Origin of the sequence: Mesorhizobium sp. M6A.T.Ce.TU.016.01.1.1 (assembly GCF_003997065.1) — a bacterium.
Classification (GTDB): Bacteria; Pseudomonadota; Alphaproteobacteria; order Rhizobiales; family Rhizobiaceae; genus Mesorhizobium; species Mesorhizobium mediterraneum.
This window is the reverse complement of record NZ_RZTJ01000013.1, coordinates 1-23,463: the sequence shown is the minus strand read 5'-3', so window position 1 is coordinate 23,463 and position 23,463 is coordinate 1. Positions and strand designations below refer to the sequence as shown.

Here is a 23,463-nt window from a genome sequence, read left to right as displayed (position 1 = left end):
GTTAAAGCTGATGATAGGAGCTGGCGGCGGAGCCCAGTATCTCCCCCCTTGAGGGGGAGATGGCCGGCAGGCCAGAGGGGGGTACCAACGCGTGGAGCGCCAACCTCCATCTGTCGCTGAGGTCGCGCCCAGTCGCACCGACCCCCTCTGTCGCCCTTGGCGACATCTCCCCCTCAAGGGGGAAGATTAACGCTACGCATTATCGCCCCAGTTCTCCCACAGCAACGTGATCGTGCCGGTGATGGCGAGCGTGCCCTCGGCGTCGATGTCGGTGCCGGTCGCGAAGGCGAGGTTCAGGTAAAGATCGACCGGCGTCACCGTGCCGTCGAGCGTCGCTGCCGCAGCCACGTCGGCGACCGAGGCGGCCGACAGCGCGGCACCGGCGCCGTCCAGCGTGCGGCCGGTCGCGGCCAGAACGTTGACCATGGTGCCTGTGAGCGCGGCGCTCGACGCCGCCGCCGACCCGAGCGACCAGGTGAGTGCCGCATTGTCGTTGATGGTCGAGGCGCGTGTGGTCAGCACGGCGAATTGCAGCCTTGCGGTGCCGCCCTTGATGCGCACCTTGCCGTCGAGAAAATCGAAAAGCTTCTGGCTGGCATAGGCAAGCGCATCGGTGACCGGCACTTGCATGGCGTTGAACGAAAAGACGGTGCGATATGCGCCGCCCTGCCCGCTCGTCCTGACGGCAAGCCCGGCTTTGGGCGGGGCAAAGCCGGCCTCACGGGCCGCGGCACGGGAAAGCGTCCGGGAAAGACCTCGGGTCATGGCATTCTCCATTCTTGGGGATTTGGGATTGGCTAGACCCGCCGCAGGCGGGGTTCGTCACGGCCGGAGCCTGATTCATTTCGATAGAGCCCGGCTCTATCGCCTTGTTAAACCATGATCTTTATGATCTTTTTGTTTGACCATGATTTTTCCCAGCCGGAGGCTTGGGCCGTCAAGACGAAAGAAACCATGTCTTATTTCGTGAGGCATGGTGCCCCTGTTCCGCCGCAATGCGACCGCACTTGGCAAAGCATTGACCCAAGGCTTTAAAGGAGGACTCCAAATGACCATGCAGAAAGCCATTGCCGCCGCGCTTCTGACTGCCGTGCTGGCAGGGTGTGCGCAGACCGAAGGCCAGCAGAGAGCCGGAACCGGCGCATTGATCGGCGGCGCCGGCGGCGCTCTCGTCGGTCAGGCGATCGGCGGCAATACCAAGAGCACCGTCATCGGCGCAGCCAGCGGCGCCCTGCTGGGTGCGGTGGTGGGCAGTGCGACCACGCCGCAGCGGCGCGGCGAACAGCTTTGCCGCTATCAGGACCGCAACAGCGGCCGCATCTACACCGCACCTTGCGACGACCGCTACTACGACGGCAATTATTGAGCGTAGCGCCGGCGCTGGTCTTCCCTTCTCCCCTTGTGGGAGAAGGTGGCCGCGAAGCGGCCGGATGAGGGGTGTTCTAGCTTGGCGCACACCTCGTCCAGATCGGTGACTCGGTAGCCAGCCTCTCATTTCTTCCAACACCCCTCATCCGTCTCGGCGCTAAAGCGCCGATCCACCTTCTCCCACAAGGGGAGAAGGGATCACTTGCTTTCCAGCCTCGCCGCCTTCTCCAGCGCCGCCAGCTGCGCCTCATCCAGCGTCAGGAACCCCATAATGTGCTGCACCACTTCGGCGCGCGCGTTGCTCAGCGCGCTGTGCAGTTCGAAGCCATTCGGTGTCCTGGTCCGGGCCATCCATTCGCCATAGGACGGGCGGCGGTAATAGCCCGTCGTCGCCGCGAGATCGGCCAGCACCATCTCGCCGTCTTGCCCGGAGAAAACCCTGAGATAGGCCTTGGTCAGCGCATCACGCGCTTTCGCCGGACCGCCGGCCTGCCCGGAATGGGCAAAACGTTTCCGGCTCATGCGCCGGCACCCGGCGCAGCCGGGCCGCCCGACGTGTCAGGCTGACCACCCTGCAGCATGCCTTGCAAACCATCGAGCAGGCCGCTGTCGCGCGCCTGAATCGCCGCCGGCACCCCATCCTTGGCCACTTTGCCGGCAGTGGCGATCGCCGCCATGCCAGCCTGGGCTTGTTGAGCCTTGGCTCTGGCGTCGCGGATACCGGCGACCTCGTCCTGGCGGCGAAAGATGCGTTGCGGGCTGCGGCCGGCGCCCTGCACGATCTTCAGCGCCTCGTCGCCGTCGATATTGTCCATGACGCCGGGATCGAACTGCGCCATCTGCATGGCCGTGGTGACCACCTGGATGGTGTCGCGCGCCTCGGCCGAGCGGCGCAGGACGTCGAGCGGCCCGGTGAAGGTCGGTCGCACCGCCTTGCCGGCCAGGCTCGCCGGCGGCAGGAAGCGGCTGTCTTCCTCATACAATCCTTTGTCCTCGAGGATGCCCAGCTCGCGGTCGAGGTTGGAGGCAAAACCCGCCTGGATGATCGAGCCGGACGGGCCGAGCAGCGCGCCCTTCTCTTCCTGCCTGATCAAGGCTTCGGTCGCCGTCATCTGCGGGTTCTGCACCAGCGTCTGGAACAGATTGACGAACATCATGTCGCGGATCTCCTCGGCCCGGCTTTCCGCGTAATTGAACGCATAGGTCGGCTTCTGGCCGGTGGCGATCGGCGCGATCAGCGGCCGTCCCTGGTCGTCGATCAAGCCGGGATAATTCTCGCCGGGATTAAGCACCGGCACATAGTCGAGCCGCGCCTTCGAGGCGGTCGCCGGATCGGTGATCTGCTGCAGCGCCCTGAGGCCCGACCGGCGCACGGCGTTTTCCTCGCGCACCGTGGTCAGCGCCTCGATGGTCGGCGAGATGCCATAGGGGTCGCCCTCGTAGCGGCGCCAGTTGAAGCACGACACCGGGAAGGAGCGGAAACCGCTTTCCCTGACGATGACCTCCTCGTCCTCGATGACGTGATAGGAAGCGAATGCCGTGTCGAGATACTGGTAGGAGCCGCTGAGCCGGTACATCTTGCGCTCGTCGCGCGGTTGGATGCACTGGATCAGCGAAATCTTCGTCTCGCATTTGGCCGGGTCGTCGACCAGCATCTTGATCCGTGCCGGCAGCTTCTCATAGCCGAGCAGCTGCGCCGCTTGCCGCGCGGTGCGCTCATAGCGGCGGTGGAAAATATCGACCTGACCCCAGCGGTTGCGCGAGAGAAAACCTTCGACCACCGGGATCGAGGCATAGCGGATCAGCGTGCCGCCAAAACCCTCCTCGGCATAGAGATAGGCCGGACCGTAGCGCACGACATTGCGCAGGCAGGCCTGTGTTGCCGGCACGAAATTCGAATTGGCGGAATAGCGCAGAGAGAACAGGAAATCGCGAAGCGCTTCCGCCCATTCCTTTTCCTCGTCGCTCTCCTCGTCATTCATGGCGGCGGTCGACAGCCCGTGCCATTTTTCCGACTGCGGAATGATCAGGCTTTCCAGCCCGGCGGCCAGCCGGTTGGCGGCCGAGTTGATCGTGTTGGCGTAGACACGGGCACCGCGCCGCTCCTGCCGTTCGGCCTGTGGGCCCGCGCCGGACCGCCGGCGGCCGCTCCAGATGTCGGGGGCATCGGGATCGCAGAATTCCGACACCGCCTCCCAGACAGCCTCATACTGGCTGCGCTCGCTCTCCAGTTCGGCCTGTCGCGACAGGATATCGTGGGCACGGGAATCGCTCGTCATGGCAATCTTTCTTCGGTGATCTCAGCTTATTTTAGCGCGGTCGAATTTTGTCCGCTTTTGCGATGTTCAAGGGAGGCGCGGCGGGCCTTTAAGGAGGTCGATGTGACAATGACGGAGAGCCTACCCGGTGCCCTGACGAGGCGAAGCAAGCAGGTTGCAAAGCGGCTGATCGGCTACGATTCCCGCAACTGGCTGCGCATCAGGCAGATCGAGGCGTTCACCGCGTTTCTTGAGGCGGACGGCCGCAAATCATCTGACGTGATCGAGGTCTCGCCCGGCTGGAACCGCTACTGGAAGACGATGTGCTCCAATTATACGTCGGTCGATTTCCCCGACTTCGACATCTGCAAGGACCGCACCGACCGGCAATATTCCGTCGTCATCGCCGACCAGGTGCTGGAACACGTGCAGCGTCCGCTTGCGGCGGCTGAAAATATCCACGCCATGACCAGACCGGGCGGCTGGGCGATGGTGGCGACGCCGTTCCTGTTCAGGGTGCATGCCCGGCCGCACGACTACAACCGCTGGACCCCCGCCGGCCTGAAGCAGGTGATGGTCGAAGGCGGTTTCCCGGAATCCGAGATAGAAGTGTTCGGCTGGGGCAACAAAGCCTGCGCAAAAGCCCATATCGGCGGCCCCGTGCGCGCCTACGGCCTATGGCGCGATTTGAGCAACGACGAGGAATACCCGCTGATGGTGTGGGCGTTTGCGCATAAGCCGGAGTGAGCCCTCAAGGTGGCTTCAGCGCCGGCGCTTGAACACCCCCCCCTGTCCTGCCGGACATCTCCCCCTCAAGGGGGGAGATTGGCAGCTTCGCCGATAGCTCACTTCTTCAACGCTGGAGATTGGCGAAAGCCGCCATGCTAGCCAATCTCCCCCCTTGAGGGGGAGATGTCCGGCAGGACAGAGGGGGGCCTGCTTGGCGCTACCCCTGCCACCGCTTCACCAGCCGCGCCAGACGCCGCCAATACCACCAGGGCCAGTCGCCCCGGCTCCTGAACACCCGTTTCATCGCGCCCATTTCACACCCCCAGAAGCACGCGGCGCTGGCCGGTGAGATCACCGGGCGACAGATCGGTCTTGACAGTGCTCAGCGTTCCCTGGCGCTGCTCGAGCTCAGCCCGGAGCGCGGCTTCGCGCGCCTGCACGTCCTTGTCGGCGATCGTCGGTGTCGGTGGCAGCGGCTTCAGCGCCGGCGGCTTTTGAAAAAGGCACATGGTTCCAGCTTTCTCTTGTCCAGTCATAGAGGATGAAGGTTTCGCCGTTGCGGCCGTAGCCCGGCAGACGGCAACGTTCAGTGGCGCCCAGCCGGGCAAGCCAGCGCAGCGCCAGTTCATTGGCAGCCAGTGCCCGCGCCTCGACCCGCCAGGCGCCGCGCGCAGCGACCTGCGGCCCGAGCACAGCGTGAAAGAACTCAGTAATCCCAGGCACGCAGCGCCTCATCCGGCGCGTGCCCCAACTCCAGGCGATCCACAGCCCGCCACGCTGCTCGGCAGCGCCAAAGCCGGCTTCCGCGTTGCCGTCCAGCTCGGCGACATAGGCAAAGCCCTGCAGCGCCGTCATCGCCAGCATCGCCGGCGACCACTGGTCGAACTGGCAGTCGATCTCGGCCCGGTCCTCGGACCGCAGATTGGCGGCGATGTAGGAGAGATCGCGCAAGGTTGCGGGGATGATACGGAGCGTCATGCGTATCCTTCGTCATCCCGGTGCGAGGGCGAAATTTCCGAAGCTCGTGCACTGTGCCGTGCCAATGCTGTCCAAGCTTTGGGCCGTCAAGCTTATATATCCAGACAAGATTACTCTCATCCGAAACCTTGGGATTTGCATAATTCAGATATCACCGACCACAGACGGCGCACCGCCTTTACTTAAAGGCGTTGAAAATCAGAATGGGCTGTCATGCATCAGAATGGCAACTACGAATAAAAAATAAATAGTAAAAAATCCGGGAACGCTAAGTGCTGCAGCTCCAAAAAGGACAAAAGCGCGCTGAAGCGGCGTCAATGATTTGGACATGACGCCTTTTACTGCCAAGTATATCGCCAACACAAGGCTCACAAATCCCCAAAAAAATAATGACATCTATTGTCTCCTGCGGAATCGGGAACACACAGCTTAACCCCACCAAAAAAACCAAATCTCTTTATAGAAAGCAAAATCCCAAATAACTATATATCCTGGAACGCTGATAATTGCCGCAACAAAAATAACAGAAACACGCCGATTGGAATCGATACTTTTTGACATAACACCAAACACTGCCAATATTATTGCCAATACAAATGAGACAGACCCGAAAATATAAAATTCCATCGGTTATCCCCTAAAAAATTATCACAATATATGACGATGGGTGCTGAGCTTATCCAGATCGTTACCAATTGCCAAATGACATCCTACTTCCAAATTGCGCCTGTCCAACGGCTGATTGTGCGTCATCGTAAGCCCTTTGCGCATCATCGCGAGCCGAAATCTCTATGGCGCTCGGTATATGGAGCGCCATCTCTCCAGCAATTTTACCTTGGAAAAGTTTCATTGCGCGCGAAGCATATGTTGACGCCTCGTTGCGCTCTTCGTCGGTCTTTAAGGCCGGATCTTTCATGTAATCCTCATTGTCGAGGTATGTTTTCAAAGACGCTACAAGTTTCCTATCGGCCGCGATTACATCGCCCGGCGTTTTCGCGTCGCGATAGTCCCCGTCATGTTGCTTATAGAATCCGTCCTGAATATCAAAAGGTGGTAGGTCAAAACCACCACCCCGAGTACCGCCAGTCCAGCCAGGCCCGCCGTAAATGCCATAGGTAGGAATCTTCCTGTTGAACCAATCGGACCAGCTTTATGCCTGGTCGCCATCCTGATCATGGCTTATCGGGTGGTCGGATTCCCAATGCTGTTCCGAGTGGCCATCTCCCAAGGGAGTATTGGCGAGGTCGAGCAGACCCATGGGATCAACCACTGCCGCCCGAAGCGACCTGTCGGCCGTATTGTCGGCAACCTTGGATACGCTGGTTCGAAGCAAATGATCGAGCACTGCCCGGCGTTGCTCACGAGGCGTCGCGATGAGCACATTGCGCAAAACCGCGTCCTGGTCCTGTGGAGGTCGATTCTGATCTCGGAGCGTGTCGACAACCCGTTCCGCCACGGAATTCGGCAGCGGTTGTATGGTCTTAAAGCCCATCTGCTGCTGGGCTGCGATGGAGCCGACGATTGCCACTTGATAGTCTTCCAGCTTCGACAGATTATTCCAGGCAGCATCGAGCTTCGCGAAAGCCCTGCGAACATATCCGCCCGGATCGCCTTGCCTTGCTTTGAACGTCAGATTGGCGGCCGCGGCGATGGCGTCGTGTCGCGCTTTGCCCTCCTCCGGCGTTGCGCGGGCCGCCTTAGTGTTGGCGTCGTTGACCATAGCGTCTATTGCGTTGTTGGGCACATCACGCATGTCGTGGAATTGACGGCTGACATTGACCGCCCGGTTGAATAGCTGAAAGCGCCTGTCGCCTTCCGTCGCGCCATGAACATTGACGAACTGCTCGGGAGTGGGAAGCGGACCGTCATAGGCTCCGGTATCCTTGATGGCTTCAGGTGCATTCTGTTCGGCAAGACTGATATTGGCGCGTGTATCTACCTGTCGTGCCGCATCGACGGCGAGGGCCAGCCGGACCAAGGCCGGCCGGTCTTCGGGCGCAATGTCGTCTTGAAACGCCTGCGCTGTTCGCTCTTCCGGGGTTAGCTGTCCGACGCGGTCGCCCTTCGAGCCCGATGGGCTTGCAGTGTCTTGCCTCGGCTCGCCACCAACCGCGGCGGTATCGTCCTTGGTCCTATCGCCGGCTTGTGTCGCACCGAGCATTTCGGCGGCGCGTTTCGGGTCCAGGCCGATCGTCGCCAGCATCAACGCCTTGGCCGTGTTGCTCCGCCAGGCAACTTCCGCCGCTTGCCTGGCAACCGGGTTGCCGATCTTGGCGATCAGGTCGAGGCCGTGCTGTCGGATCGCCTCGAAGTTCGCGGTATCGTTAGGGTCGCTCCGTGCGATGGAGTTGGTGGAGATATTCTCGACCTTGGTCCACTGGTCCTGCTCGTACTCGTCGCGGCGCGCCTGCTGCCGCGCCGCCATGCGCTCGGAACCCATCGCGCGGATTGTCTCCTTTTGCCTGGCGAAATTGGCACGTTGGCTTTCGGGTATTTTCGGCAGGGCATCGTCGAACAGCGTGTCGAACAGGCCGGGCTTCACCACTTGGCTGCTGCGCGGATCGACTTGGCCGTACATGGCGTCATGCAGGCCGGCACCATCGGGCGCTGCATTGCCCGCCACATCGGCCTCGGCTTGGGCGATCTGGTCCATCATCTTGCGGCGGGCAATTTCGGCGTCGAACGCCTCCTGCTGCTCTTTGCGCTGTTGAAAGCGCTCGGAGACGGCCGAAAGCTCGCCGCCCAGGTCTTGCATGGCGCCGCCGATTGGCGATCCCTGCGGATATCGCACCACGTTGCCGGTATCGAGCCGGCGCTGCGCCAGTTGGAGAGGTATGGTCGCCATCTAATTGTTTCCTGCCCAACTGGCTCTGAACAAAAGGGGTCGCTCTGCGGGAGATCACGGCATGGCTGATCGCATTGCATGCCGGCCGCCGCATTCGCGGGCTTTGTCGGATCGACGATTATTGGAGAGACGGCGGAGTTGCCGGCGTTGCGGATCCCCGCCGCCAGAAGCCCCGTGAATTCCGTCGAAACAATGCAGCGTCGTCCGCCCCGCCTCACAGGTTTCGGAGTTTTGCGGCATCATGGATATCGGTGCGGCCAGCACCGGGGAGACAGGCGGAACCCCATGCCGTCGGCGACCAGGAGCCCAGCGCGATATGGCGCACGAACCATCAGCCGTCGACGCTCCAGACAAACGCACCCCCGGTCGAAGTCGGGTGGGTCTAGAGTGGGGCGGCACGCCAATCTAGATGAAAGTTATTTCAAACTTTACACATTAATTAAACCGCTAGTTAATCAGCACATTCACGAGCACGTATGCTAACGGCCCCCCTGCTTTGGGGGACTTGTTGACGTGTTAGAAGAGGATGTGTTGGAGAAGATCACCGATAATCTTCCAGCGGGTCGGAAATCTTACCGCTTTTCCGCAACGTCCTGAACTCCGCCGGGTCGACCACCGCTTCCCTCAGCATCATCACGCCGTAGCGGGTCGCCGCCATCAAATCGTCGCGTAGCTTCACCACTTGCCCGTCCTTGCGGTGATAGAGCCGAAACTCCTCGAACCAGGGCAAAAGCGTCGAGAACACCTTGAAGCGGCCGGATTGCATGCGGTCGAGCATTTCCATCAGCCCGGCTTCGACCGAGACGGAGCCGTCGGCGAACTGCGCATGGCTGGAAAGCATGTTCAGCCCGTGCGCGGCATATTGTTTGGCCAGCGCAACGCCCGCCCCTTCCAGCGTCTCGCGGCGGCCGTCGCGCGGCCAGGCCCAAGGCAGCCATTCGCCCCAGGGTTTGAGCGTCAGCGCCTGCATGGCGGGCGTCTGCTGCGACGCGCGGCAGGCTTTCGAGACATAGACGACATCGGCCTCCGTATCCCAGGCGAGCTCGACAGCGGCCGAGGGATGGTCCCAGCCGAAATCCAGCGCGCCGAGCCGCGGCCAATAACGCGGCAGCCGGAACGGCTCGCAGACGATCAGTTCTTCCGCCACCGGAAAGATACGGCCGGAGCCCAGCACCGGAATGCCCTTGGCCCGCGCCTCGCGCTCATGAGCTGGATAGGCTGATATGATCTCGGCGCGTTGCTGCGGCGTGTAATGCTCGGCATCGTCGATGGTCATGAAGGTGACGTGGCGGGTCATTTGTGCGGCTTTCCGGCTTGAATCGTTTTGGCAGTCGTCGGACGTATGGTGTTGTTTGGGCGAGATCTTTTTCGCGCTGGCGGGACAGCGCCCCCCTCTGTCCTGCCGGACATCTCCCCCACTTGGGGGGAGATCGGATGTCATCCTGGTTTTCGCCAATCTCCAACGGTTGCAGGCAAGCGGGACGCGGAAACTGCCAATCTCCCCCCTCGTGGGGGAGATGTCCGGCAGGACAGAGGGGGGCGCGCAGGAACGCAACGGGTGAGCGGAAGCGAATGCTTCCTTCCCTAAAACCACCTCACCGCCCCATTCCCTCCACTTCCTCCGCCGACAAAAACAACAACACCACCTCCGACATGCCGAGCAGCGGCGTGAAGGTGACGATGGTGATGCCGCCCGTCGCGTTGGTGCGGGTCAGGCCTTCGGAATAGATGTCGAGCGGCGGCTCCTCGTCGAACCAGACGCCGTGCAGTGTTTCGCCCTGCCACTTCTCGCGGCCCTTCTCAAAACTCTTGAACGACAGCACCGATTCATCGGCCTGGACATCGCCGCCACCGCCATGGCGGACCACGACGCTGTCGAGCCCATGCGGCGCGCCGCGCCCCATGATGGTGCTGACAATGGCGTCGGCCGGGATCATGCCGGTGCCCCACGCGGCCGGCTGCTGCGGCGGGCCGATCAGGATGCGTTGCGGGTTGTCGCGCGTGCCCTCGGCGGTGACGCCGGCCGCCCAAAACCGCACCGGCGTGTCGAAAACCTTGCCTTGCCACCACTCGGGATAACGGCCGGTGAGGTGCATCGCCCATTCGGCGCCGCCGGCCCTTGTCTTGCCGAGCTGGTTGCCGGCCATGAACAGCCGCTCGCGGCTGGTCGCGCCCGCTGCATGGAACTCGGCCTGTTTTGGATAGGGCCGGTACGCGGCAAGCTGATTAGCGCGGCGTCTGCGGTCCAATTCCCTCAGCAGGCTCAGATACTCGGTCTTTGCCGTCGAGGCCCGGCTTTGCGTGACCAGGCTTGGCGAGGCCAGGCTTTGCAAGGCCCGGTTTTGCGAGGCCCGGTTTTGCGAGAAATGGCCGGAGGACGGCTTCGAGGCCGCGGATGCGCTGCCTGATTTCGTCATCGCTCAATGCTTCCAGACTGTTGATGTTGAGATGCAGATCCTTGGGCAGCACCGACAGCACGATCTTTAGATACTGGTCGGGCTTTTCGGTGCGAACCTCGGCGATGACGCCGGCGCCATGCGCCCGGAAATCGGCACGGATCGCTTCCAGAAAACCATCGGCCAGCGTCTTTTTCGTCCGCTTTGACCGGCTGGAGGACCTGGGTTCCGTCACGCCAGACGGTTCGTCGTCGAAAGTATCCTCGGCCATGCCCTACCCCGCAGCCCCGGCGAGCGCCGCGATCTCGGGCTTCGCCGCTTTCTTGACTGCCGGCGTGGGTCGCTTGCGGGACTTCGCCCGCTTGCCGGCGCGCTTTGCCTTTGGTTTCCGCGGCCGGCTTGCCGCTTCGGGCTTCGCCTTGCCGGAGCCTATCTGGGCTTTGAGCGCCGCCCTGACGACACTCACGGCATTGTCGCTGACGCCCGCCAAGGGAAAGCCAAAGCCACCGGCCGCATCGACGGGACCGCCCCTGACCATGCCGATCCGTACACCGGCCGCAACCGGCTCGAATTGGCCGTGGCGCACAGGTGCGGCGCCCTCGAACTGGCCAATGGCGCTAACGACCTCGCGGCCGTCATCGTCGGCGATGATGGTGGCGTAACGGTTGGACATGGGGTTCTCTGGCGAGCGTGGTGTGCGTTGACCGAGATACTTTGACGAAGGTTCGTGACCGACGACCACACGCGTCGCGTTCCTTCGCGCCCCCTTTTGTCCTGCCGGACATCTCTCCCACAACTTGGGGGGAGATCGGCAGCTAGAGCGCAGTCGCTATTCCTGCAATGCCGGTGATTGGCGAACGCCGAGGTGACAGCCGATCTCCCTCCTTGTGGGGGAGAGTCCGACAGGACAGAGGGGGGCGCTGTACCGCCGACATTTGATATCAGCAACACAGGCAGCATACGTTCGAAAGGGCTTGAAACAAAAAACCCGCCTCGGGGGCGGGTCGTTGGCGCAAATCAGCACCATGCCTGAATGTATAGCATAGCTGCCGGCACGAAGTCAATGGTGGAGCGGTCGATTCGAGGAAAAAATTCCTGGACCGAGCGACTCTCGCGCACGAATGCCTGCGAAGCGCCCGATCTCCATACCGCCATGCCGGGATCGGAACCGGCGTTCGCGCGTTTGGGGCTTAGCCAATGGGAGCAACCAGCCATGAATGTCGCCAATCTGCAACTCGAAGGCCTGCTGATGGCCGTCGCATCGATCAACCAGGTCCTTGTCCGCAAGGGCGTGCTCTCGGTCGAGGAGATAGACATCGCCTTGCGCAAAGCCGAAGCCAGCGAGACCAGCGAAGAACGGTCGGAAGGCATGTCGGCGTCGAGCCGCGATGCCGTCAACTTCCCGATCCGGCTGCTGGAACTGGCCAATCAGTGTCAGCCGGAGGCGGATATGCCGTCATTCTCGAAACTGGCGCGCATGGTCGGCCAGATGAAGGAACCCTACAACGACCAGATGTGACGCCCTCCCCACATCAAAGATGGCAGGTCGACCGAAGGTTCGCGATCAGCTCGCCGATCCAGGCTTCCAGGTCAGCACGCCGCCAGGCCCATGCACGGCGGCAAACAGCAGTCCGGCCACGAAGGTGAAATGGTCGACGAAGAAGCCGAACTCGGCCTGGTTGCCGGCCCAGTGCGACGGCCCGTGGAAGGCAAAGGCGAGGAACAGCACATAGGCGGCGGCGACAAGAGCGGCCTGTGAAAAGAAGGCACCGGTCAGGAAGCACAGCACGAGGACGACTTCGAGCAGGGCCGCGCACCAGGCCAGAAACAGCGGGAACGGAAATCCGGCAGCGGCGATATAGCCCGCTGTGCCGCCCATGTCGGTGAATTTGAAAGTCACCGCCATGAGGAAGACGGCCGCGAAGATCAGCCGGCCGATGAGGATTGCGGTGGTTTGCCACGGTGATTGAACGGGTGATTGAGCGGTTTCCAACGACATGATGTCCTCCAGGGTTGCGACGGGTTTCGCCCCAAGGACGATACACCAGCCGCAAACCCGACATCGTCCCCTGAGAACCTGGCTGGGACAGCACAAGTGGCCAGGCCGCCGCAAGACTGGGTTCCTGGATCTACTCGGCCGCGTGGTGGTGGCTGATCGAATCCCGCACTGTGCCGTACTGGCTGCCCCAGCGGTCGGTCATCTCGCAGCGGACATCCCACAGCTCCGGGAAGAAGCGGTGGCGGGCGCCGGCCTCAAGCAGTTCGACCGGCCGGCCCTTCAGCGATTTCGCGCCCAGCCCGATCGAGCGGTGGATGAGGTAGAGATGGTTGGCGCGGAATTTTTGGAACAGCTCGTCGAATTCGATCAGCGCCTCGGCGACGACATAGCTGTCGCCATGATCATACTGCGCGTCATAGACATCCTCGACCGAGAGCCCGCGGCCATCGAGATAGGACGCCTTGAAGGCCCGCCACAGGTCCGGCGGCATGCGCAGCAGGAGCTTGAAGCCCGGTGATTCCTGGCCGCTGCCATTGCCGAGCTGCAGCCGAATCTCTTGGTATTCCTTGGGCGACATGGTTTCGAGCAGGTCGAGCTGCGCCGTCATCATGCGCATCAGCCGATGCACGCGCCCCATCAGCGTGACGATGCGATGCGTGTTCTGCTGCTCGAGGAAGTCGACGACATCGACCAGCGTGTAGGTGATGAGCTTCATCCACAGCTCCTCGACCTGGTGCACGATCTGGAACTGCAGCTCGTCGGCATTGACCATCTCGGCCAGCGGCTTCTGGCAGGCGAGAAGCTTGTCGCATTTGAGGTAGACGCCGTAATCGCGCATTTCGGGCGCTTCGATGCGGGCATAATAGTCCGGCTTGTGCATGGCAGCTGCTCCTTTGCCCGGCCCATAGGGCTCAGGGCATCTGTTCGGTCCGAGCTTGAAGGATAAGCGCTTTTGGCTTGAACATTGTTCCTTTTTGTTATCCAAATACAGGAAATGAAGGACGAATGCCCGTTCATGAAGCGATTTTGGAGAACGATTTGTGCTGGATGCCCTCGACCGGAAGATCGTCGCGGCACTGGAGCGCGACGCGCGAATCTCCTTCGCGGCGCTTGCCGACGAGGTCGGCTTGAGCAAGACGCCGTGCTGGAAGCGGGTCAAGGCGCTGGAGGACGCCGGCATCATCCGCGGTTACTCGACGCGGATCGACCCGGCCAAGCTCGGCTTCGGCATCGAAGCCTTCATCCAAGTGTCGATCGATTTCGAGCTTTCCGAAGCCTTCGAGGCCGCAGTCCAGGCACATCCGCTGATCCGGCGCTGCCACGCCACGACAGGCGAAGCCGACTATCTCCTGCAAATCGTGACGGTCGACATGATGGCGCTGGACAGGATGCTGCGCGTCGAGCTCAGCCGCCTGCCCGGCGTGCGGCGGACGATCACCTCGATGGCCATGCGCGAGATCAAGGGTGGCATTTCTTTCGCCAATGCCGTTGGGCATACGCAGAAGCGATAGACGCTCGACAGCGCGGAGGCCGCCTGCCCTAATGAAATCCGTCCAGCACTCCTTTTTCGGAGGTCTGTCGGATGGCAGCGCTTCGGTCACGGCCTCGTCATCAGCTCCCGCCCCAGCCGTTTCGGTTGCTCGGCGCGCAGCACCACATTTGTCGTCACCGCGCCATAGCGGCCGATAGCATCGACGATGCTTTCAAGGTCGGGCGGCGACGGGACGACGACTTTCAGAAGAAAGCAATCCTCGCCGGTCACCCGCAGCACTTCGATCACCTCAGGCAATCCCGCGAATTTCTTCAGGCAGGCCTGGATGTGCTCATGCGTGGTGCGCAGGCGGATGACGGCCATGGTGCCGAGCCCCAGCGCCGCCGGATCGATCACCGCTTTGTAACCGGCGACGATGCCGCGCTCCTCCAGCCGCTTGACCCGTTCCGAGGTGGCAGGCTGGGACAGGCCGACGCGCCGGCCGAGCTCCGAAATGCCGATCCGGCCGTCCTCCTGCAGGGCTTCGATGATCGCCACATCGGTGGGATCAAGTTTTGGACGATAAATGCCGTTCTGCATGGAAACCTTCAATCCATCGGAATTCGCCGCTGTTTTCCGATGATCTCTCATTCCACCGGCCAGGGAAAGACCTAGAATCCGGGCGAGCGTCCAGGAGAAACAAGGATTCCCATGACTGACTTCATCATCGTGCCGGGCATTGGCGGGTCGGGCGAGGCCCATTGGCAGACCCGCTGGCAGCGGGTGAACCCGGCCATGCGGCGGTTCACGCCGGCGAGCTGGGACCTGCCCGATTTCGACGACTGGGTCGCTGCCTTGGAAACTGCGGTGTCCGAGGCCAAGACACCGCCCGTGCTCGTGGCTCACAGCCTCGGCTGCCTGCTGGTCGCGCACTGGCAGCACATCTCGGGCCGCGACGTCAGCGGTGCATTCCTGGTCGCGGTTCCAGATCCGGCGGCGTCAGCCTTTCCCTCTGTCGCGCACCGCTTTGCCGGCAGCCCGCAGCAGCGGCTTCGCTTTCCCTCGCTGGTCGTTGCCAGCACCAACGATCCCTATGGCTCGCTGGACTCTGTCAGGGCCAAAGCCGGCCAATGGGGCAGCGAGCTGCATGTCGCCGGACCGTTCGGCCACATCAATGGCGACAGTGGCCTCGGCGAATGGCCAACAGGAATGGAACTGCTACGGGCCTTCGTGGAACAGACGGAACGAGGCGGCCAAGGCTTGCTTCGCTAAGGCGAGCGATCCGGCGGACCACCTCTTAAGACCGCAGCCGGCCTGGAGCGGTTCATCGTTTCACGGAAACGCCGAACCGCTCTATCTCTTTGTTTTTGCGCAATTCCGGACGGAAAACCGCTTCACACTTTTCCTGGAATTGCTCTAGGTGCGCAAGGCCCGGGCTGGCAGACGCGTATGAACGATGATTCGCGCAAGGCGACGAGGCTGAAGCGCTCTGTCCGCCGAGTGCGGCGGGGCGCCCCGCTCTCCGCTGTTCGGCGTCAGCTTTCCGCTTCGGGCAGTCCTCGTAGCCATGATCGCGCCCGCCGCAATAGGCGCAGCATTTTGCCGGGATATCGGGGCGAAACATCGTCGTCATGCATTGAAATGCACGTGGCGCCCGTCTGGTTGCGTCGCACCGTTACTTTTCGCTTACATTAGGGATTTGGGCGCCGAATCCGAGACTTTAAGGCGTGTAGCCCAGCGCGGCCAGGACCGACAGCCCTGCGACCAGGCCAATTGCAATAACAATGCCGAAATGCCGTTCCAGGAATCTGGGCGGCCCCTGCCAGTCGTATCGCATATCTGAAACTCCGCCGGGTAATCTGGGGCAAAGTGTTCAGGCGTCAAGGCCGGCGGTCCTGACAGGCGATAGACTTGACACCCGGTAGACTTGATGGGCGGTAGACAGGCAGCTGCCATTGTTCATATCGTTGTTCATATCGGAACGCGGGACGGCACTCATGCCCGAGCATCCTTCATCAGCGGGAGAAAGCCATTCCCAGCCCGCTGCGGCACCTGACCCTCGTCTGGCCTTTGTTTATGCGGAGGCGGTGCGTGGGCTCCAACACCAGCAGAACGTGGTGGAGAGCCTCAATACGCGCGCTGGCAATCTGATCTTTGCAACCGCGTTCGTGAGTTCTCTCCTCGGCGGCAGAGCTCTCTTGGATGGGCTCGGGCCGTGGGACTGGCTGGCGCTGGCGCTGCTTTTTCTGATCGGGCTGCTGGTCGTCATCATGTTGTGGCCCTACTACGCCTATACGTTCCGCTTCGATCCAGAGAAGTTGCTCCAGGACTTTGTCGATCAAAACCCTTCCGTATCCATGGATGTGATGCACCGCGCGCTTGCGCTCCGCATTAAAACCGACATGGCCAACAATTGGCGGATCATTCAACGCCTGCGCATGTCGCTACAGCTTGCCCTGTTTCTATTGTTGCTGGAACTTTTGGCGTGGCTGTTCGCGATAACCCGCGTCTAGGCTCAGGGCCATTAATCCAGCAAGGTTAAGACTGCCTTGAGACTATACACGCGATAATCTCGCGCTAAAGCTGAGCTTCGATGGCCGTCTTGTCTATGACAGACCATACTTGAACGATCTTTTCGTCGCGAAATTCATAGATCACGTTCTCGGCGAAGGAAACTTTCCTCCCGCCTAAAGGGAGACCAAGGAACGTTCCTTTCGGCGTACAGTCGAAGCCTAGTCGGCTCGCTATATAAGGCGGTTCGGAAATCAGCATCTGGACATTGAAATAAAGGTCCGGAATTTCATCAAAGTCTCTCTCCAGCATTTCGCGATAGCCTGACAAGCCGAGCCGCCGGCCGTTGTGGATCACCTCATCATCGACGAACTGTCCCAGCTTCGGCCAGTCCTGCTTATTCAGGCAGGCAATGTAGTCTCGGTAGACGTCGCGGAGGTCGGTTTTAATCACGGCGATTGCTCCTATCTCTACAAGGCCCTGCTGAAAAGGCAGTGTCTCACATGCTCAAGCAGATGACTGCATGAAGCGGCTTCATGCGCGGATGAGAAAGTGCTAGACAGCGTCCACTTCCTCTATTCCCGCTTCGTCTAATGGTAGGACAGCGCCCTTTGAAGGCGTGAATCGTGGTTCGAGCCCATGAGCGGGAACCAGCATCGGACCGCCCGTGCCGGGCAGCCGATCAGTCTTGATCCGATCAGATCGCTGCAACGCGCCAACAATGCCAGGACGAGGCCGGCGTCCCGTCCTTTTCCCAACGGCAAGGATGGTCGGTCGGACCAAGGAGCCCTATAAAGACCACATGTGACGGAGGACGACATGGCCGACGACAAATCCAAGACCAAGCAGGATCGCAAGCTGGCTTCCAGCGAGCAGCCTTACGAAGTCGCCGCCTTTGCCAAGAAATACGGCATACCGCCGAGCGAGGCCGCGACGATCATCAAACGGTACGGGCCTTCGAGGAAGAAGCTCGATGCGCATATGGCGAGCCGCAATGCCTGATCTGTACCCGGCGGCGTCGACCTGGATCATCACCGCGGCTTGACCATGCCGCTTGTTTCCGGCCTGCCGGCGCTATCGACCGGATTCAACGCCAGGTTTCAATAACTCGTTTACTTTGACGCGATACCACCCAACGGGGAATCGTTGGGAGGTCGGATGTCGGACCGTGCATTGCGCTTTGAATGTGTCATGGAGCCAAACGGCCGATGGATGGTGTGGGACGCCAGGCGCGATCTTCCGGCCCAGTTTTCGGCGCTTGCGCTGATCGGCCTGCGTCACGACGAGGCCGCTTCGCTTTGCCGCCTCTTGAACGAGACAGCCTCCGAGACAGACGCCATCTATGCCCGGCAGAGCCGCGCGTCCTGATGGTTGCGCCGCACAGCGCTGAGGCGGCTGGCGCTCCGAACTGAATCCATCGATCTGTAGAAGCAGGTGGCCCTTGCCGAAGTCATCGGCTCGGCTTCGCGGGCCTCGGAAATCTTGAACAGGAAGCGCTTGCTGACGATGGATATGGTGCACCAGATCCACAAGAATTGGCACATTCCAGCGGAAGTGCTTATCCAGCCTTATCACCTTTCAGGTGATGAGAAGGCCGAACAGCGCCGGGCCCGAGCGGCTGCTGGATAAATCTCTCTCCCCCGCGGAACGCTGCCTTTGGCTGCGGATGGCGTATTGGCACGGCAGGCAGATGTCGCGCACCCTGCCCGCTCGCCATTCACCCGCGGGACCGGGATTTTGCCTTGACAAACAAAGGTGCTATATTAGCTGACTAATCGATTCACAGTCGGCGAGCCGGCATGGCCAAGAAGAAGTCAAAACTGGAACCGTCCAGCATTTCCGCGGTCTCTTCGGCGGAAGCCTATGAGGCGACCTATTTTGCCCGCAAGTGCGGCCTGACGCGGGATGAAGCGCTGAAGATCATGCGCGAGGCCCAGGGCTGGGTGAGCATGACGATGCCGTCCACCGCCAAGCGGAAGAATTAGCCCCACGAGGCGGCGCAGTGGGCGGTAAGGCATCGGCCAGGGAGGCGCAGCCGCCCCCTCAAGCGGCACGACGAACACGCGCAGCATTGAGCGGAGGCCGCGTTCCGTCCCACCGGCTCGACCCATCAGCCCTGGATAGAGTCCTACGCTTGCCGTCCTACCGGCAAAGCCGCTTGCGCGCTCGCTCGCGCCACGATCGCTTGCAGCGGCTCCGGCCGGTGCAGCAGAAATCCCTGGCCGAAGGCAACGCCCATATCCCTGAGGATGTCGAGCGCGTCCTGCTCTTCGATCTTCTCCGCCACCACGGAGCAGCCGAGGCTTTTGGCGATCCCCGATATGGCCGAGACGATTTCGCGGTCGAAGCGGCTCTCCGCAATATGCTCGATGAAGGACCCGTCGATCTTGATCGCATCGATGGGAAAGCGCCGGAGATATTCGAACGAGCTCATGCCCGCCCCGAAATCGTCGAGGCTGACGCGGCAGCGCCGCTCGCGCGCCTTGCGGACGAACTGTTCGGCAGCAGTGAAATTGGTGACCGCGGCGGTCTCCGTGATCTCGAAGCCGATGCCGGAATGCGGCGCCCCGGTCTCATCGATAACGGCGTCGACGAAATCCCAAAGCTGCGGGTCGCTCAGCGTCTGCGCCGACAGGTTGAAGCCGAGCGTCAGCGCCCCTGACTTCAGCGCCGGACCATGAAGCGAGAGCGCCGTCCTGATGATCCAGCGGTCGAGCCGCGAGGCGATGCCGAACCGCTCCGCCGCCGGGATGAACTCGTCCGGTGGAATCAGCCGCCCGTTGCGCCCGACGAGCCGCGCAAGGACCTCGACATGGCGGTTCTCATCCCAGGGTTTTCCGAGCCGATGGATTTCCTGGCCGAACAGTTTCAGCCTTCCGTCCTCCATGGCATCGACGGTGTCGGCCGCCAGCCGTGCCGCATTGAGGCCGCCGGAACCGGATGTTGTCTCAGGGGAGAACACCGCGAAGCGATTGCGCCCGGCAGCTTTGGCCGCATAGCAGGCGTCGTCGGCGCAGGCGAGCGCGTCGGCCACCGCGGTATTCGCATCGGCGATAAAGGCGATGCCGATGCTGGCCGCGAGCTTGCGCGACGTCGCCGTCGAGCCGAGATCGGCGTCGCGAATCGCAGCGAGAACGGCGCCGGCGATACGCTCGGCTTGGGCTGCGTCGCAATCAGGCACCAGCAGCGCGAACTCGTCGCCGCCGAGGCGCGCGGCATGCACCGACGGCGGCAGGCAGCCCAGAATGCCCTCGGCGACGCTCTTCAGCGCGAGGTCGCCGGCGGCGTGGCCGGCGAAGTCGTTCAAGGCCTTGAAGTAGTCGAGATCGACGTAGAAGACCGCGAGCGGGCGCGCCGTTGCGATATGCTGGGCCAGCAGCCGGTCGAATGCGGCGCGGTTCAAAAGGCCGGTCAGCGCGTCGTGATCGGCCGCGTGGGCAAGCTCCTGCTCGCGTTGCTTGGCCTCGGTGATGTCGCGCACCGTGCCCAGGATCTGACCCGACGATTGAGCGTCGGCGATGAACCGTATCAGCGATTCTATATGTCGGACCTCGCCGTCCCGCTTGATGATGCGGTATTGCACGGCAACGACCTTCTGGGTTTGCAGCGGCACCTTATGCGCCCGCTCGGCGTAGTCCCTGTCGTCCGGATGCAGATAGCTGTGCCAGAGGTCGCTCGACACCTCGTCGGTGTCGGCGACAAGCCCGAAGATTTCCCTGGTGCGCTCGTCCCAGTAGCTTTTGCGTGCGGCGAGGTCGTGATGCCAGATGCCGGTGCCGCTGGCGGCCAATGCCAGCCGAAAGCGCACATTCACCTGTTCAAGCTCGTGTTCCGCTTGCTTCTGCTTGGTGATGTCGGTCTGGACGCCCATCAGCCGGACCGGCCGGCCTCCGGCATCGCGCTCGACCACCCCGCCGCGATCGAGTACCCATACCCAGTGGCCGGATTTGTGCTTCAGCCTGAGCTCGGTCTCGATGGAATCGGTCTGGCCGGCAATGTGGCGTTCACCGCTGGCCACCGCCCGCTCGCGATCGTCGGGATGCGTCAGCTGCAACCAGAGATCGCTTGTCTCGACAAGCTCACCCTCGCCATAGCCAAGCATCTGCAACCACATTGCCGAATAGAAACAGTCGCCGCTCGCGAGATCCCAGTCCCAGACGCCAAGATGCGCGCGTTCGAGCGCCAGCTCCCAGAACTCTCCGTTGCGATTCTTCCTGTCGGCCATGCCCTGGACTTCGCCCGCTCCGTCGCGGCCAATGTGCAGCGAAATCAGAGAAGAAACCGTTACTGTGCAAAGAGCGGGCGAAGGGGCCCCTCGGAGACATCACGGCTGGCAGTTTCTTTGGCCCCGCCGGTCGATGCAACGAGGGATGCGGAGGCCATCCGGCCCATCGCCTACACGATACCCGCGAACTGCCGCATTCGACCCCTGCGGAGACCTGATCCCGCCTGGATCAGGCCCTGTTGGCTCACGCCTTGGCCTTGAAGCGCGCCGCCTCTTCCGAACCGCTTGTGGCGTCGCCCGCGCTATAGGAATGCGCGCCGGCACCGGCCAGCTTGCCGCCATCGACGATCAGGTAGTCCTCGCGGATCGGCCGGCTTTCGAACCAGCATTCCAGGATTTCGCGCGTGCCTGCGGCATAGCGCGCCTGCGCCGAGAGCGACGATCCCGAAATATGCGGCGTCATGCCGTGATGCGGCATCGATCGCCACGGATGGTCCTTGGGGGCCGGCTGCGGGAACCAGACATCGCCGGCATAGCCCGCGAGCTGGCCGCTCTCCAGCGCACGGGCGACGGCGTCGCGATTGCAGATCTTGCCGCGCGCGGTATTCACCAGATAGGCGCCGCGTTTCATCCTGGCGATCATCGCCTCATCAAACAGGTTCTCCGTCTCCGGATGCAGGGGGGCATTGATCGTCACCACGTCGCAGATGCCGACCATGGCTGCGGCGTCCGGGTGGAAGGTGACGCCAAGGTCCTTCTCGACCGCCTCGGGCAGGCGGTGGCGGTCGGTGTAGTGCAGCTTGACGTCGAACGGCCGCAGCCGACGCAGCACCGCGCTGCCGATCCGGCCGGCGCCGACGGTTCCGATCTGCATCCCCTCGACATCGTAGGAGCGCGCCACACAGTCGGCGATATTCCAGCCGCCCTTGATGACCCACTGGTAGGACGGGATATAGTTTCGCACCAGCGCCAGGATCATCATCACCACATGCTCGGACACGCTGATCGAGTTGCAGTAGGTCACCTCGGCGACGGTGATGCCGCGGTCCATCGCGGCCTGCAGATCGACATGGTCGGATCCGATGCCGGCGGTGATCGCAAGCTTGAGTTGGTTTGCCTTGGCTATTCGTTCCTTGGTCAGATAGGCCGGCCAGAACGGCTGCGAGATGACGATTTCGGCGTCACCGAGCTCGCGTTCGAACACGCTGTCGGAACCGTCCTTGTCCGAGGTCACGACCAGGCTGTGCCCGGCGCTTTCGAGAAATGGCCTCAGGCCGAGCTCGCCCGACACGCTGCCGAGCAGGACGCCCGGTTCGAAGTCGATGGCCTTCGGCGTGGGAAGCGTCTGGCCGCCGGGATAGCGGTCGAGCTTCGGCAGCCCATCCCGCGCATAATTTGACGGGTAGCCGTCGACCGGATCGTCATAGAGAACGCAAACGACCTTTGCCATTTTGATCTCCCTTCGTCTGCTAACGAGGAAGACGCTCGATTGTTAAGGCTGCCCGCCAAAAACCAGCGGGCGGCCACTCTGGTTTGTCGGAGGCCAGCAACTCCTGGCGCTTCCTCGGAAAGTTGCGCGCTATTGCGAACTAGATGGAGGAGCCTGACGTGGTTTCAAGGCCAGCGGCAGGCAACAGTGCCGCGTTCATCGTCGGACTTGAGCGTACACCCGATGACGATCCGCAGCGACGGCCACGACGCCGGCCACAAACCCTCATTTCTTCCCTTGCGGGTAGATCGTTTCGCCGCGCTTCAGCATTTCGACAAACGCCGCGATCTTCTTCTTGCGCCCGGCTTCGGTCTTCATGTTGTGGATGCGGAAGGCGAGCGCGAAACGGTTCTGCGCGCTGAGCGTTGCCAGCATCGCCTTGGCCGTGGGCTCGGCATCGATGGCCGCGTGCAGATCGTCGGGGATCTGCATGTCTTTGCCGCTTCCATAGGCGCGCGCCCAGCGGCCGTCGGCCTTCGCCGCCTCGACCTGTTTCAGCCCATGCTCGGTCATCCGGCCCTGCTCGATCAGCCGGGCAACGTTGTCGACGTTGATCTGGCTCCAGGTGCTCTTCCTGCCGCGCGGCGTGTAGCGCTGCAAATAGCTCTTGTCGTCGAGCCCCTTGCGCACGGCATCGATCCAGCCCCAGCACAGAACGACGTCGATGGCCTGCTTGGGTGTGATCGAAGGCAGACCCGAACCGACCTTGTGGATCTTGATCCAGACTTCTGTCTCGGTGTCGTGGTGCTTGCCCAGCCAGGCATAGAAGCTGGCGGCATCGCTGAATTCGTGCACCTTGGCGGGATCGACCTTGACCGGCGCCATCAGAGGGTTGGCCTTTTTGCGGTGGTCATCGGTTTCTTCCTTGTCGCTGCTAACTCCGATCGAATGAAGCAACAGTGGCCTCGTTGCAAGGCTGGCGGGACAGCGAAGCTGTCGATCTCCCCCCGTGTGGGGGAGACGTCCGGCAGGACAGAGGGGGGCGCTGTCCCGCCGACCTTCAACTCTTTGCAACTGCCCCATGTTAATTCTCGGTTGGTCATGAGGAAACGAGACGCTGGCGATCCGTCGCGCCCCCCTCTGCCCTGCCGGGCATCTCCCCCACAAGGGGGAGATCGGCAGCGTCACCGACGGCTCAAGATGCCGCCCCTAATCCCCGGGAATCGTGAACACCTCGTCGGCGCGGCCGTAGCC

The 23,463-nt window shown here is 62.1% G+C and carries 28 protein-coding genes, 1 tRNA gene and 1 pseudogene; 11 read left to right on the top strand and 19 right to left on the bottom strand.

Features of this window, described 5'->3' with window-relative positions; all coding sequences use genetic code 11:
• Positions 1-192 precede the first annotated feature (192 nt).
• On the bottom strand, positions 193-765 hold the full coding sequence (locus EOC94_RS21820) for a hypothetical protein (protein ID WP_127293386.1): 573 nt from the start codon (positions 763-765) through the stop codon (positions 193-195).
• Positions 766-1,048: 283 nt separating this feature from the next.
• Between EOC94_RS21820 and EOC94_RS21815 the strand changes: the two genes are divergently transcribed.
• Positions 1,049-1,366, top strand: coding sequence for a YMGG-like glycine zipper-containing protein (locus EOC94_RS21815; protein ID WP_095482688.1), 318 nt, complete (start codon positions 1,049-1,051; stop codon positions 1,364-1,366).
• Between the two features lie 200 nt (positions 1,367-1,566).
• Here EOC94_RS21815 and EOC94_RS21810 read toward each other — a convergent pair whose 3' ends face one another.
• Positions 1,567-1,890, bottom strand: a complete 324-nt coding sequence (locus EOC94_RS21810; RefSeq protein ID WP_126105759.1) for a hypothetical protein — start codon at positions 1,888-1,890, stop codon at positions 1,567-1,569.
• Positions 1,887-3,647, bottom strand: a complete 1,761-nt coding sequence (locus EOC94_RS21805; protein ID WP_127293384.1) for a portal protein — start codon at positions 3,645-3,647, stop codon at positions 1,887-1,889. The genes EOC94_RS21810 and EOC94_RS21805 overlap by 4 nt, the downstream gene beginning before the upstream one ends.
• A 108-nt stretch (positions 3,648-3,755) precedes the next feature.
• On the opposite strand from EOC94_RS21805, the gene EOC94_RS21800 reads away from it, so the two are divergent.
• Positions 3,756-4,373 carry a methyltransferase domain-containing protein gene (locus tag EOC94_RS21800; protein ID WP_127293382.1) on the top strand — a complete coding sequence of 206 codons (618 nt, stop codon included), beginning with the start codon at positions 3,756-3,758 and terminating at the stop codon, positions 4,371-4,373.
• A 390-nt stretch (positions 4,374-4,763) separates the two neighbouring features.
• Here the strand turns inward: EOC94_RS21800 and EOC94_RS21790 are convergent, their stop codons facing one another.
• From EOC94_RS21790 to EOC94_RS21745, 9 genes and pseudogenes are all read right to left on the bottom strand, one after another.
• Positions 4,764-5,333 carry a hypothetical protein gene (locus tag EOC94_RS21790; protein WP_127293380.1) on the bottom strand — a complete coding sequence of 190 codons (570 nt, stop codon included), beginning with the start codon at positions 5,331-5,333 and terminating at the stop codon, positions 4,764-4,766.
• A 198-nt stretch (positions 5,334-5,531) separates the two neighbouring features.
• Positions 5,532-5,729, bottom strand: a complete 198-nt coding sequence (locus tag EOC94_RS21785) for a hypothetical protein (RefSeq protein WP_127293378.1) — start codon at positions 5,727-5,729, stop codon at positions 5,532-5,534.
• 33 nt (positions 5,730-5,762) lie between these two features.
• Positions 5,763-5,960: a hypothetical protein gene (locus tag EOC94_RS21780; protein ID WP_127293376.1), complete on the bottom strand. Its 198-nt coding sequence runs from the start codon at positions 5,958-5,960 to the stop codon at positions 5,763-5,765.
• Positions 5,961-6,021: 61 nt separating this feature from the next.
• Positions 6,022-6,249 (bottom strand): hypothetical protein, encoded by a 228-nt coding sequence (locus EOC94_RS21775; protein WP_127293374.1) that lies wholly within the window; start codon positions 6,247-6,249, stop codon positions 6,022-6,024.
• A 234-nt stretch (positions 6,250-6,483) separates the two neighbouring features.
• Positions 6,484-8,178 (bottom strand): hypothetical protein, encoded by a 1,695-nt coding sequence (locus tag EOC94_RS34625; protein WP_245465622.1) that lies wholly within the window; start codon positions 8,176-8,178, stop codon positions 6,484-6,486.
• A gap of 541 nt (positions 8,179-8,719) precedes the next feature.
• Positions 8,720-9,619 (bottom strand): terminase family protein, encoded by a 900-nt coding sequence (locus EOC94_RS21765; RefSeq protein WP_281032976.1) that lies wholly within the window; start codon positions 9,617-9,619, stop codon positions 8,720-8,722.
• A gap of 187 nt (positions 9,620-9,806) precedes the next feature.
• Positions 9,807-10,487, bottom strand: a pseudogene (locus tag EOC94_RS21755) (terminase family protein); the annotation flags it as partial.
• On the bottom strand, positions 10,405-10,845 hold the full coding sequence (locus EOC94_RS34620; RefSeq protein ID WP_245465620.1) for a hypothetical protein: 441 nt from the start codon (positions 10,843-10,845) through the stop codon (positions 10,405-10,407). The gene EOC94_RS34620 and the pseudogene EOC94_RS21755, both read right to left, overlap by 83 nt.
• A 3-nt stretch (positions 10,846-10,848) precedes the next feature.
• On the bottom strand, positions 10,849-11,247 hold the full coding sequence (locus EOC94_RS21745; RefSeq protein WP_127293370.1) for a hypothetical protein: 399 nt from the start codon (positions 11,245-11,247) through the stop codon (positions 10,849-10,851).
• A gap of 540 nt (positions 11,248-11,787) precedes the next feature.
• Between EOC94_RS21745 and EOC94_RS21740 the strand changes: the two genes are divergently transcribed.
• The gene (locus tag EOC94_RS21740) at positions 11,788-12,093 is read left to right on the top strand and encodes a hypothetical protein (protein WP_127293368.1); all 306 of its coding nucleotides are present in this window, start codon (positions 11,788-11,790) and stop codon (positions 12,091-12,093) included.
• 45 nt (positions 12,094-12,138) lie between these two features.
• Here EOC94_RS21740 and EOC94_RS21735 read toward each other — a convergent pair whose 3' ends face one another.
• Positions 12,139-12,573 carry a DoxX family protein gene (locus tag EOC94_RS21735; RefSeq protein WP_127205324.1) on the bottom strand — a complete coding sequence of 145 codons (435 nt, stop codon included), beginning with the start codon at positions 12,571-12,573 and terminating at the stop codon, positions 12,139-12,141.
• Positions 12,574-12,703: 130 nt separating this feature from the next.
• Positions 12,704-13,453, bottom strand: a complete 750-nt coding sequence (locus tag EOC94_RS21730) for a tryptophan 2,3-dioxygenase family protein (RefSeq protein ID WP_127293366.1) — start codon at positions 13,451-13,453, stop codon at positions 12,704-12,706.
• 160 nt (positions 13,454-13,613) lie between these two features.
• Here EOC94_RS21730 and EOC94_RS21725 point away from each other — a divergent pair, with 160 nt between their 5' ends.
• Entirely contained in the window at positions 13,614-14,084 is a 471-nt protein-coding gene (locus EOC94_RS21725) for an Lrp/AsnC family transcriptional regulator (RefSeq protein ID WP_095482700.1), read from the top strand.
• Between the two features lie 86 nt (positions 14,085-14,170).
• Here the strand turns inward: EOC94_RS21725 and EOC94_RS21720 are convergent, their stop codons facing one another.
• Positions 14,171-14,644 carry an Lrp/AsnC family transcriptional regulator gene (locus tag EOC94_RS21720; RefSeq protein WP_127293364.1) on the bottom strand — a complete coding sequence of 158 codons (474 nt, stop codon included), beginning with the start codon at positions 14,642-14,644 and terminating at the stop codon, positions 14,171-14,173.
• A gap of 111 nt (positions 14,645-14,755) precedes the next feature.
• On the opposite strand from EOC94_RS21720, the gene EOC94_RS21715 reads away from it, so the two are divergent.
• Together EOC94_RS21715 and EOC94_RS21705 are read left to right on the top strand one after the other, a co-directional pair.
• Positions 14,756-15,316 carry an alpha/beta hydrolase gene (locus EOC94_RS21715; RefSeq protein ID WP_126105747.1) on the top strand — a complete coding sequence of 187 codons (561 nt, stop codon included), beginning with the start codon at positions 14,756-14,758 and terminating at the stop codon, positions 15,314-15,316.
• Between the two features lie 725 nt (positions 15,317-16,041).
• Positions 16,042-16,557 carry a hypothetical protein gene (locus tag EOC94_RS21705; RefSeq protein ID WP_127293361.1) on the top strand — a complete coding sequence of 172 codons (516 nt, stop codon included), beginning with the start codon at positions 16,042-16,044 and terminating at the stop codon, positions 16,555-16,557.
• A 64-nt stretch (positions 16,558-16,621) separates the two neighbouring features.
• Here the strand turns inward: EOC94_RS21705 and EOC94_RS21700 are convergent, their stop codons facing one another.
• Entirely contained in the window at positions 16,622-17,008 is a 387-nt protein-coding gene (locus EOC94_RS21700; protein WP_127293359.1) for an ester cyclase, read from the bottom strand.
• Between the two features lie 126 nt (positions 17,009-17,134).
• Here EOC94_RS21700 and EOC94_RS21695 point away from each other — a divergent pair.
• The 5 genes from EOC94_RS21695 (at position 17,135) to EOC94_RS21675 (ending at position 18,540) form a co-directional block, all read left to right on the top strand.
• Positions 17,135-17,208: transfer RNA gene (locus EOC94_RS21695), tRNA-Gln, on the top strand.
• 166 nt (positions 17,209-17,374) lie between these two features.
• A complete protein-coding gene (locus tag EOC94_RS21690) occupies positions 17,375-17,557 on the top strand; it encodes a DUF3606 domain-containing protein (RefSeq protein ID WP_095482704.1) in 183 nt (60 codons plus the stop codon).
• Between the two features lie 156 nt (positions 17,558-17,713).
• The gene (locus EOC94_RS21685) at positions 17,714-17,923 is read left to right on the top strand and encodes a hypothetical protein (protein WP_126105746.1); all 210 of its coding nucleotides are present in this window, start codon (positions 17,714-17,716) and stop codon (positions 17,921-17,923) included.
• A 66-nt stretch (positions 17,924-17,989) separates the two neighbouring features.
• A complete protein-coding gene (locus tag EOC94_RS21680; RefSeq protein WP_185928303.1) occupies positions 17,990-18,184 on the top strand; it encodes a hypothetical protein in 195 nt (64 codons plus the stop codon).
• A 170-nt stretch (positions 18,185-18,354) separates the two neighbouring features.
• Positions 18,355-18,540, top strand: a complete 186-nt coding sequence (locus EOC94_RS21675; RefSeq protein WP_127293357.1) for a hypothetical protein — start codon at positions 18,355-18,357, stop codon at positions 18,538-18,540.
• A gap of 143 nt (positions 18,541-18,683) precedes the next feature.
• Here the strand turns inward: EOC94_RS21675 and EOC94_RS21670 are convergent, their stop codons facing one another.
• The 3 genes from EOC94_RS21670 to EOC94_RS21660 form a co-directional block, all read right to left on the bottom strand.
• Positions 18,684-20,780: an EAL domain-containing protein gene (locus tag EOC94_RS21670; protein ID WP_127293355.1), complete on the bottom strand. Its 2,097-nt coding sequence runs from the start codon at positions 20,778-20,780 to the stop codon at positions 18,684-18,686.
• 244 nt (positions 20,781-21,024) lie between these two features.
• Positions 21,025-22,230 (bottom strand): NAD-dependent formate dehydrogenase, encoded by a 1,206-nt coding sequence (locus EOC94_RS21665; protein ID WP_185928302.1) that lies wholly within the window; start codon positions 22,228-22,230, stop codon positions 21,025-21,027.
• A gap of 264 nt (positions 22,231-22,494) precedes the next feature.
• A complete protein-coding gene (locus tag EOC94_RS21660; RefSeq protein ID WP_127293546.1) occupies positions 22,495-23,094 on the bottom strand; it encodes a YdeI/OmpD-associated family protein in 600 nt (199 codons plus the stop codon).
• Positions 23,095-23,463: the final 369 nt, after the last annotated feature.

Excerpts from the sequence above, each read along its gene's own strand:
- EOC94_RS21820 (WP_127293386.1), bottom strand. The coding sequence starts at position 765 with ATGACCCGAGGTCTTTCCCGGACGCTTTCCCGTGCCGCGGCCCGTGAG.
- EOC94_RS21815 (WP_095482688.1), top strand. The coding sequence starts at position 1,049 with ATGACCATGCAGAAAGCCATTGCCGCCGCGCTTCTGACTGCCGTGCTG.
- EOC94_RS21810 (WP_126105759.1), bottom strand. The coding sequence starts at position 1,890 with ATGAGCCGGAAACGTTTTGCCCATTCCGGGCAGGCCGGCGGTCCGGCG.
- EOC94_RS21805 (WP_127293384.1), bottom strand. The coding sequence starts at position 3,647 with ATGACGAGCGATTCCCGTGCCCACGATATCCTGTCGCGACAGGCCGAA.
- EOC94_RS21800 (WP_127293382.1), top strand. The coding sequence starts at position 3,756 with ATGACGGAGAGCCTACCCGGTGCCCTGACGAGGCGAAGCAAGCAGGTT.
- EOC94_RS21790 (WP_127293380.1), bottom strand. The coding sequence starts at position 5,333 with ATGACGCTCCGTATCATCCCCGCAACCTTGCGCGATCTCTCCTACATC.
- EOC94_RS21785 (WP_127293378.1), bottom strand. The coding sequence starts at position 5,729 with ATGTCATTATTTTTTTGGGGATTTGTGAGCCTTGTGTTGGCGATATAC.
- EOC94_RS21780 (WP_127293376.1), bottom strand. The coding sequence starts at position 5,960 with ATGGAATTTTATATTTTCGGGTCTGTCTCATTTGTATTGGCAATAATA.
- EOC94_RS21775 (WP_127293374.1), bottom strand. The coding sequence starts at position 6,249 with ATGAAAGATCCGGCCTTAAAGACCGACGAAGAGCGCAACGAGGCGTCA.
- EOC94_RS34625 (WP_245465622.1), bottom strand. The coding sequence starts at position 8,178 with ATGGCGACCATACCTCTCCAACTGGCGCAGCGCCGGCTCGATACCGGC.
- EOC94_RS21765 (WP_281032976.1), bottom strand. The coding sequence starts at position 9,619 with ATGACATCCGATCTCCCCCCAAGTGGGGGAGATGTCCGGCAGGACAGA.
- EOC94_RS34620 (WP_245465620.1), bottom strand. The coding sequence starts at position 10,845 with ATGGCCGAGGATACTTTCGACGACGAACCGTCTGGCGTGACGGAACCC.
- EOC94_RS21745 (WP_127293370.1), bottom strand. The coding sequence starts at position 11,247 with ATGTCCAACCGTTACGCCACCATCATCGCCGACGATGACGGCCGCGAG.
- EOC94_RS21740 (WP_127293368.1), top strand. The coding sequence starts at position 11,788 with ATGAATGTCGCCAATCTGCAACTCGAAGGCCTGCTGATGGCCGTCGCA.
- EOC94_RS21735 (WP_127205324.1), bottom strand. The coding sequence starts at position 12,573 with ATGTCGTTGGAAACCGCTCAATCACCCGTTCAATCACCGTGGCAAACC.
- EOC94_RS21730 (WP_127293366.1), bottom strand. The coding sequence starts at position 13,453 with ATGCACAAGCCGGACTATTATGCCCGCATCGAAGCGCCCGAAATGCGC.
- EOC94_RS21720 (WP_127293364.1), bottom strand. The coding sequence starts at position 14,644 with ATGCAGAACGGCATTTATCGTCCAAAACTTGATCCCACCGATGTGGCG.
- EOC94_RS21715 (WP_126105747.1), top strand. The coding sequence starts at position 14,756 with ATGACTGACTTCATCATCGTGCCGGGCATTGGCGGGTCGGGCGAGGCC.
- EOC94_RS21705 (WP_127293361.1), top strand. The coding sequence starts at position 16,042 with ATGCCCGAGCATCCTTCATCAGCGGGAGAAAGCCATTCCCAGCCCGCT.
- EOC94_RS21690 (WP_095482704.1), top strand. The coding sequence starts at position 17,375 with ATGGCCGACGACAAATCCAAGACCAAGCAGGATCGCAAGCTGGCTTCC.
- EOC94_RS21685 (WP_126105746.1), top strand. The coding sequence starts at position 17,714 with ATGTCGGACCGTGCATTGCGCTTTGAATGTGTCATGGAGCCAAACGGC.
- EOC94_RS21675 (WP_127293357.1), top strand. The coding sequence starts at position 18,355 with ATGGCCAAGAAGAAGTCAAAACTGGAACCGTCCAGCATTTCCGCGGTC.
- EOC94_RS21670 (WP_127293355.1), bottom strand. The coding sequence starts at position 20,780 with ATGGCCGACAGGAAGAATCGCAACGGAGAGTTCTGGGAGCTGGCGCTC.
- EOC94_RS21665 (WP_185928302.1), bottom strand. The coding sequence starts at position 22,230 with ATGGCAAAGGTCGTTTGCGTTCTCTATGACGATCCGGTCGACGGCTAC.
- EOC94_RS21660 (WP_127293546.1), bottom strand. The coding sequence starts at position 23,094 with ATGGCGCCGGTCAAGGTCGATCCCGCCAAGGTGCACGAATTCAGCGAT.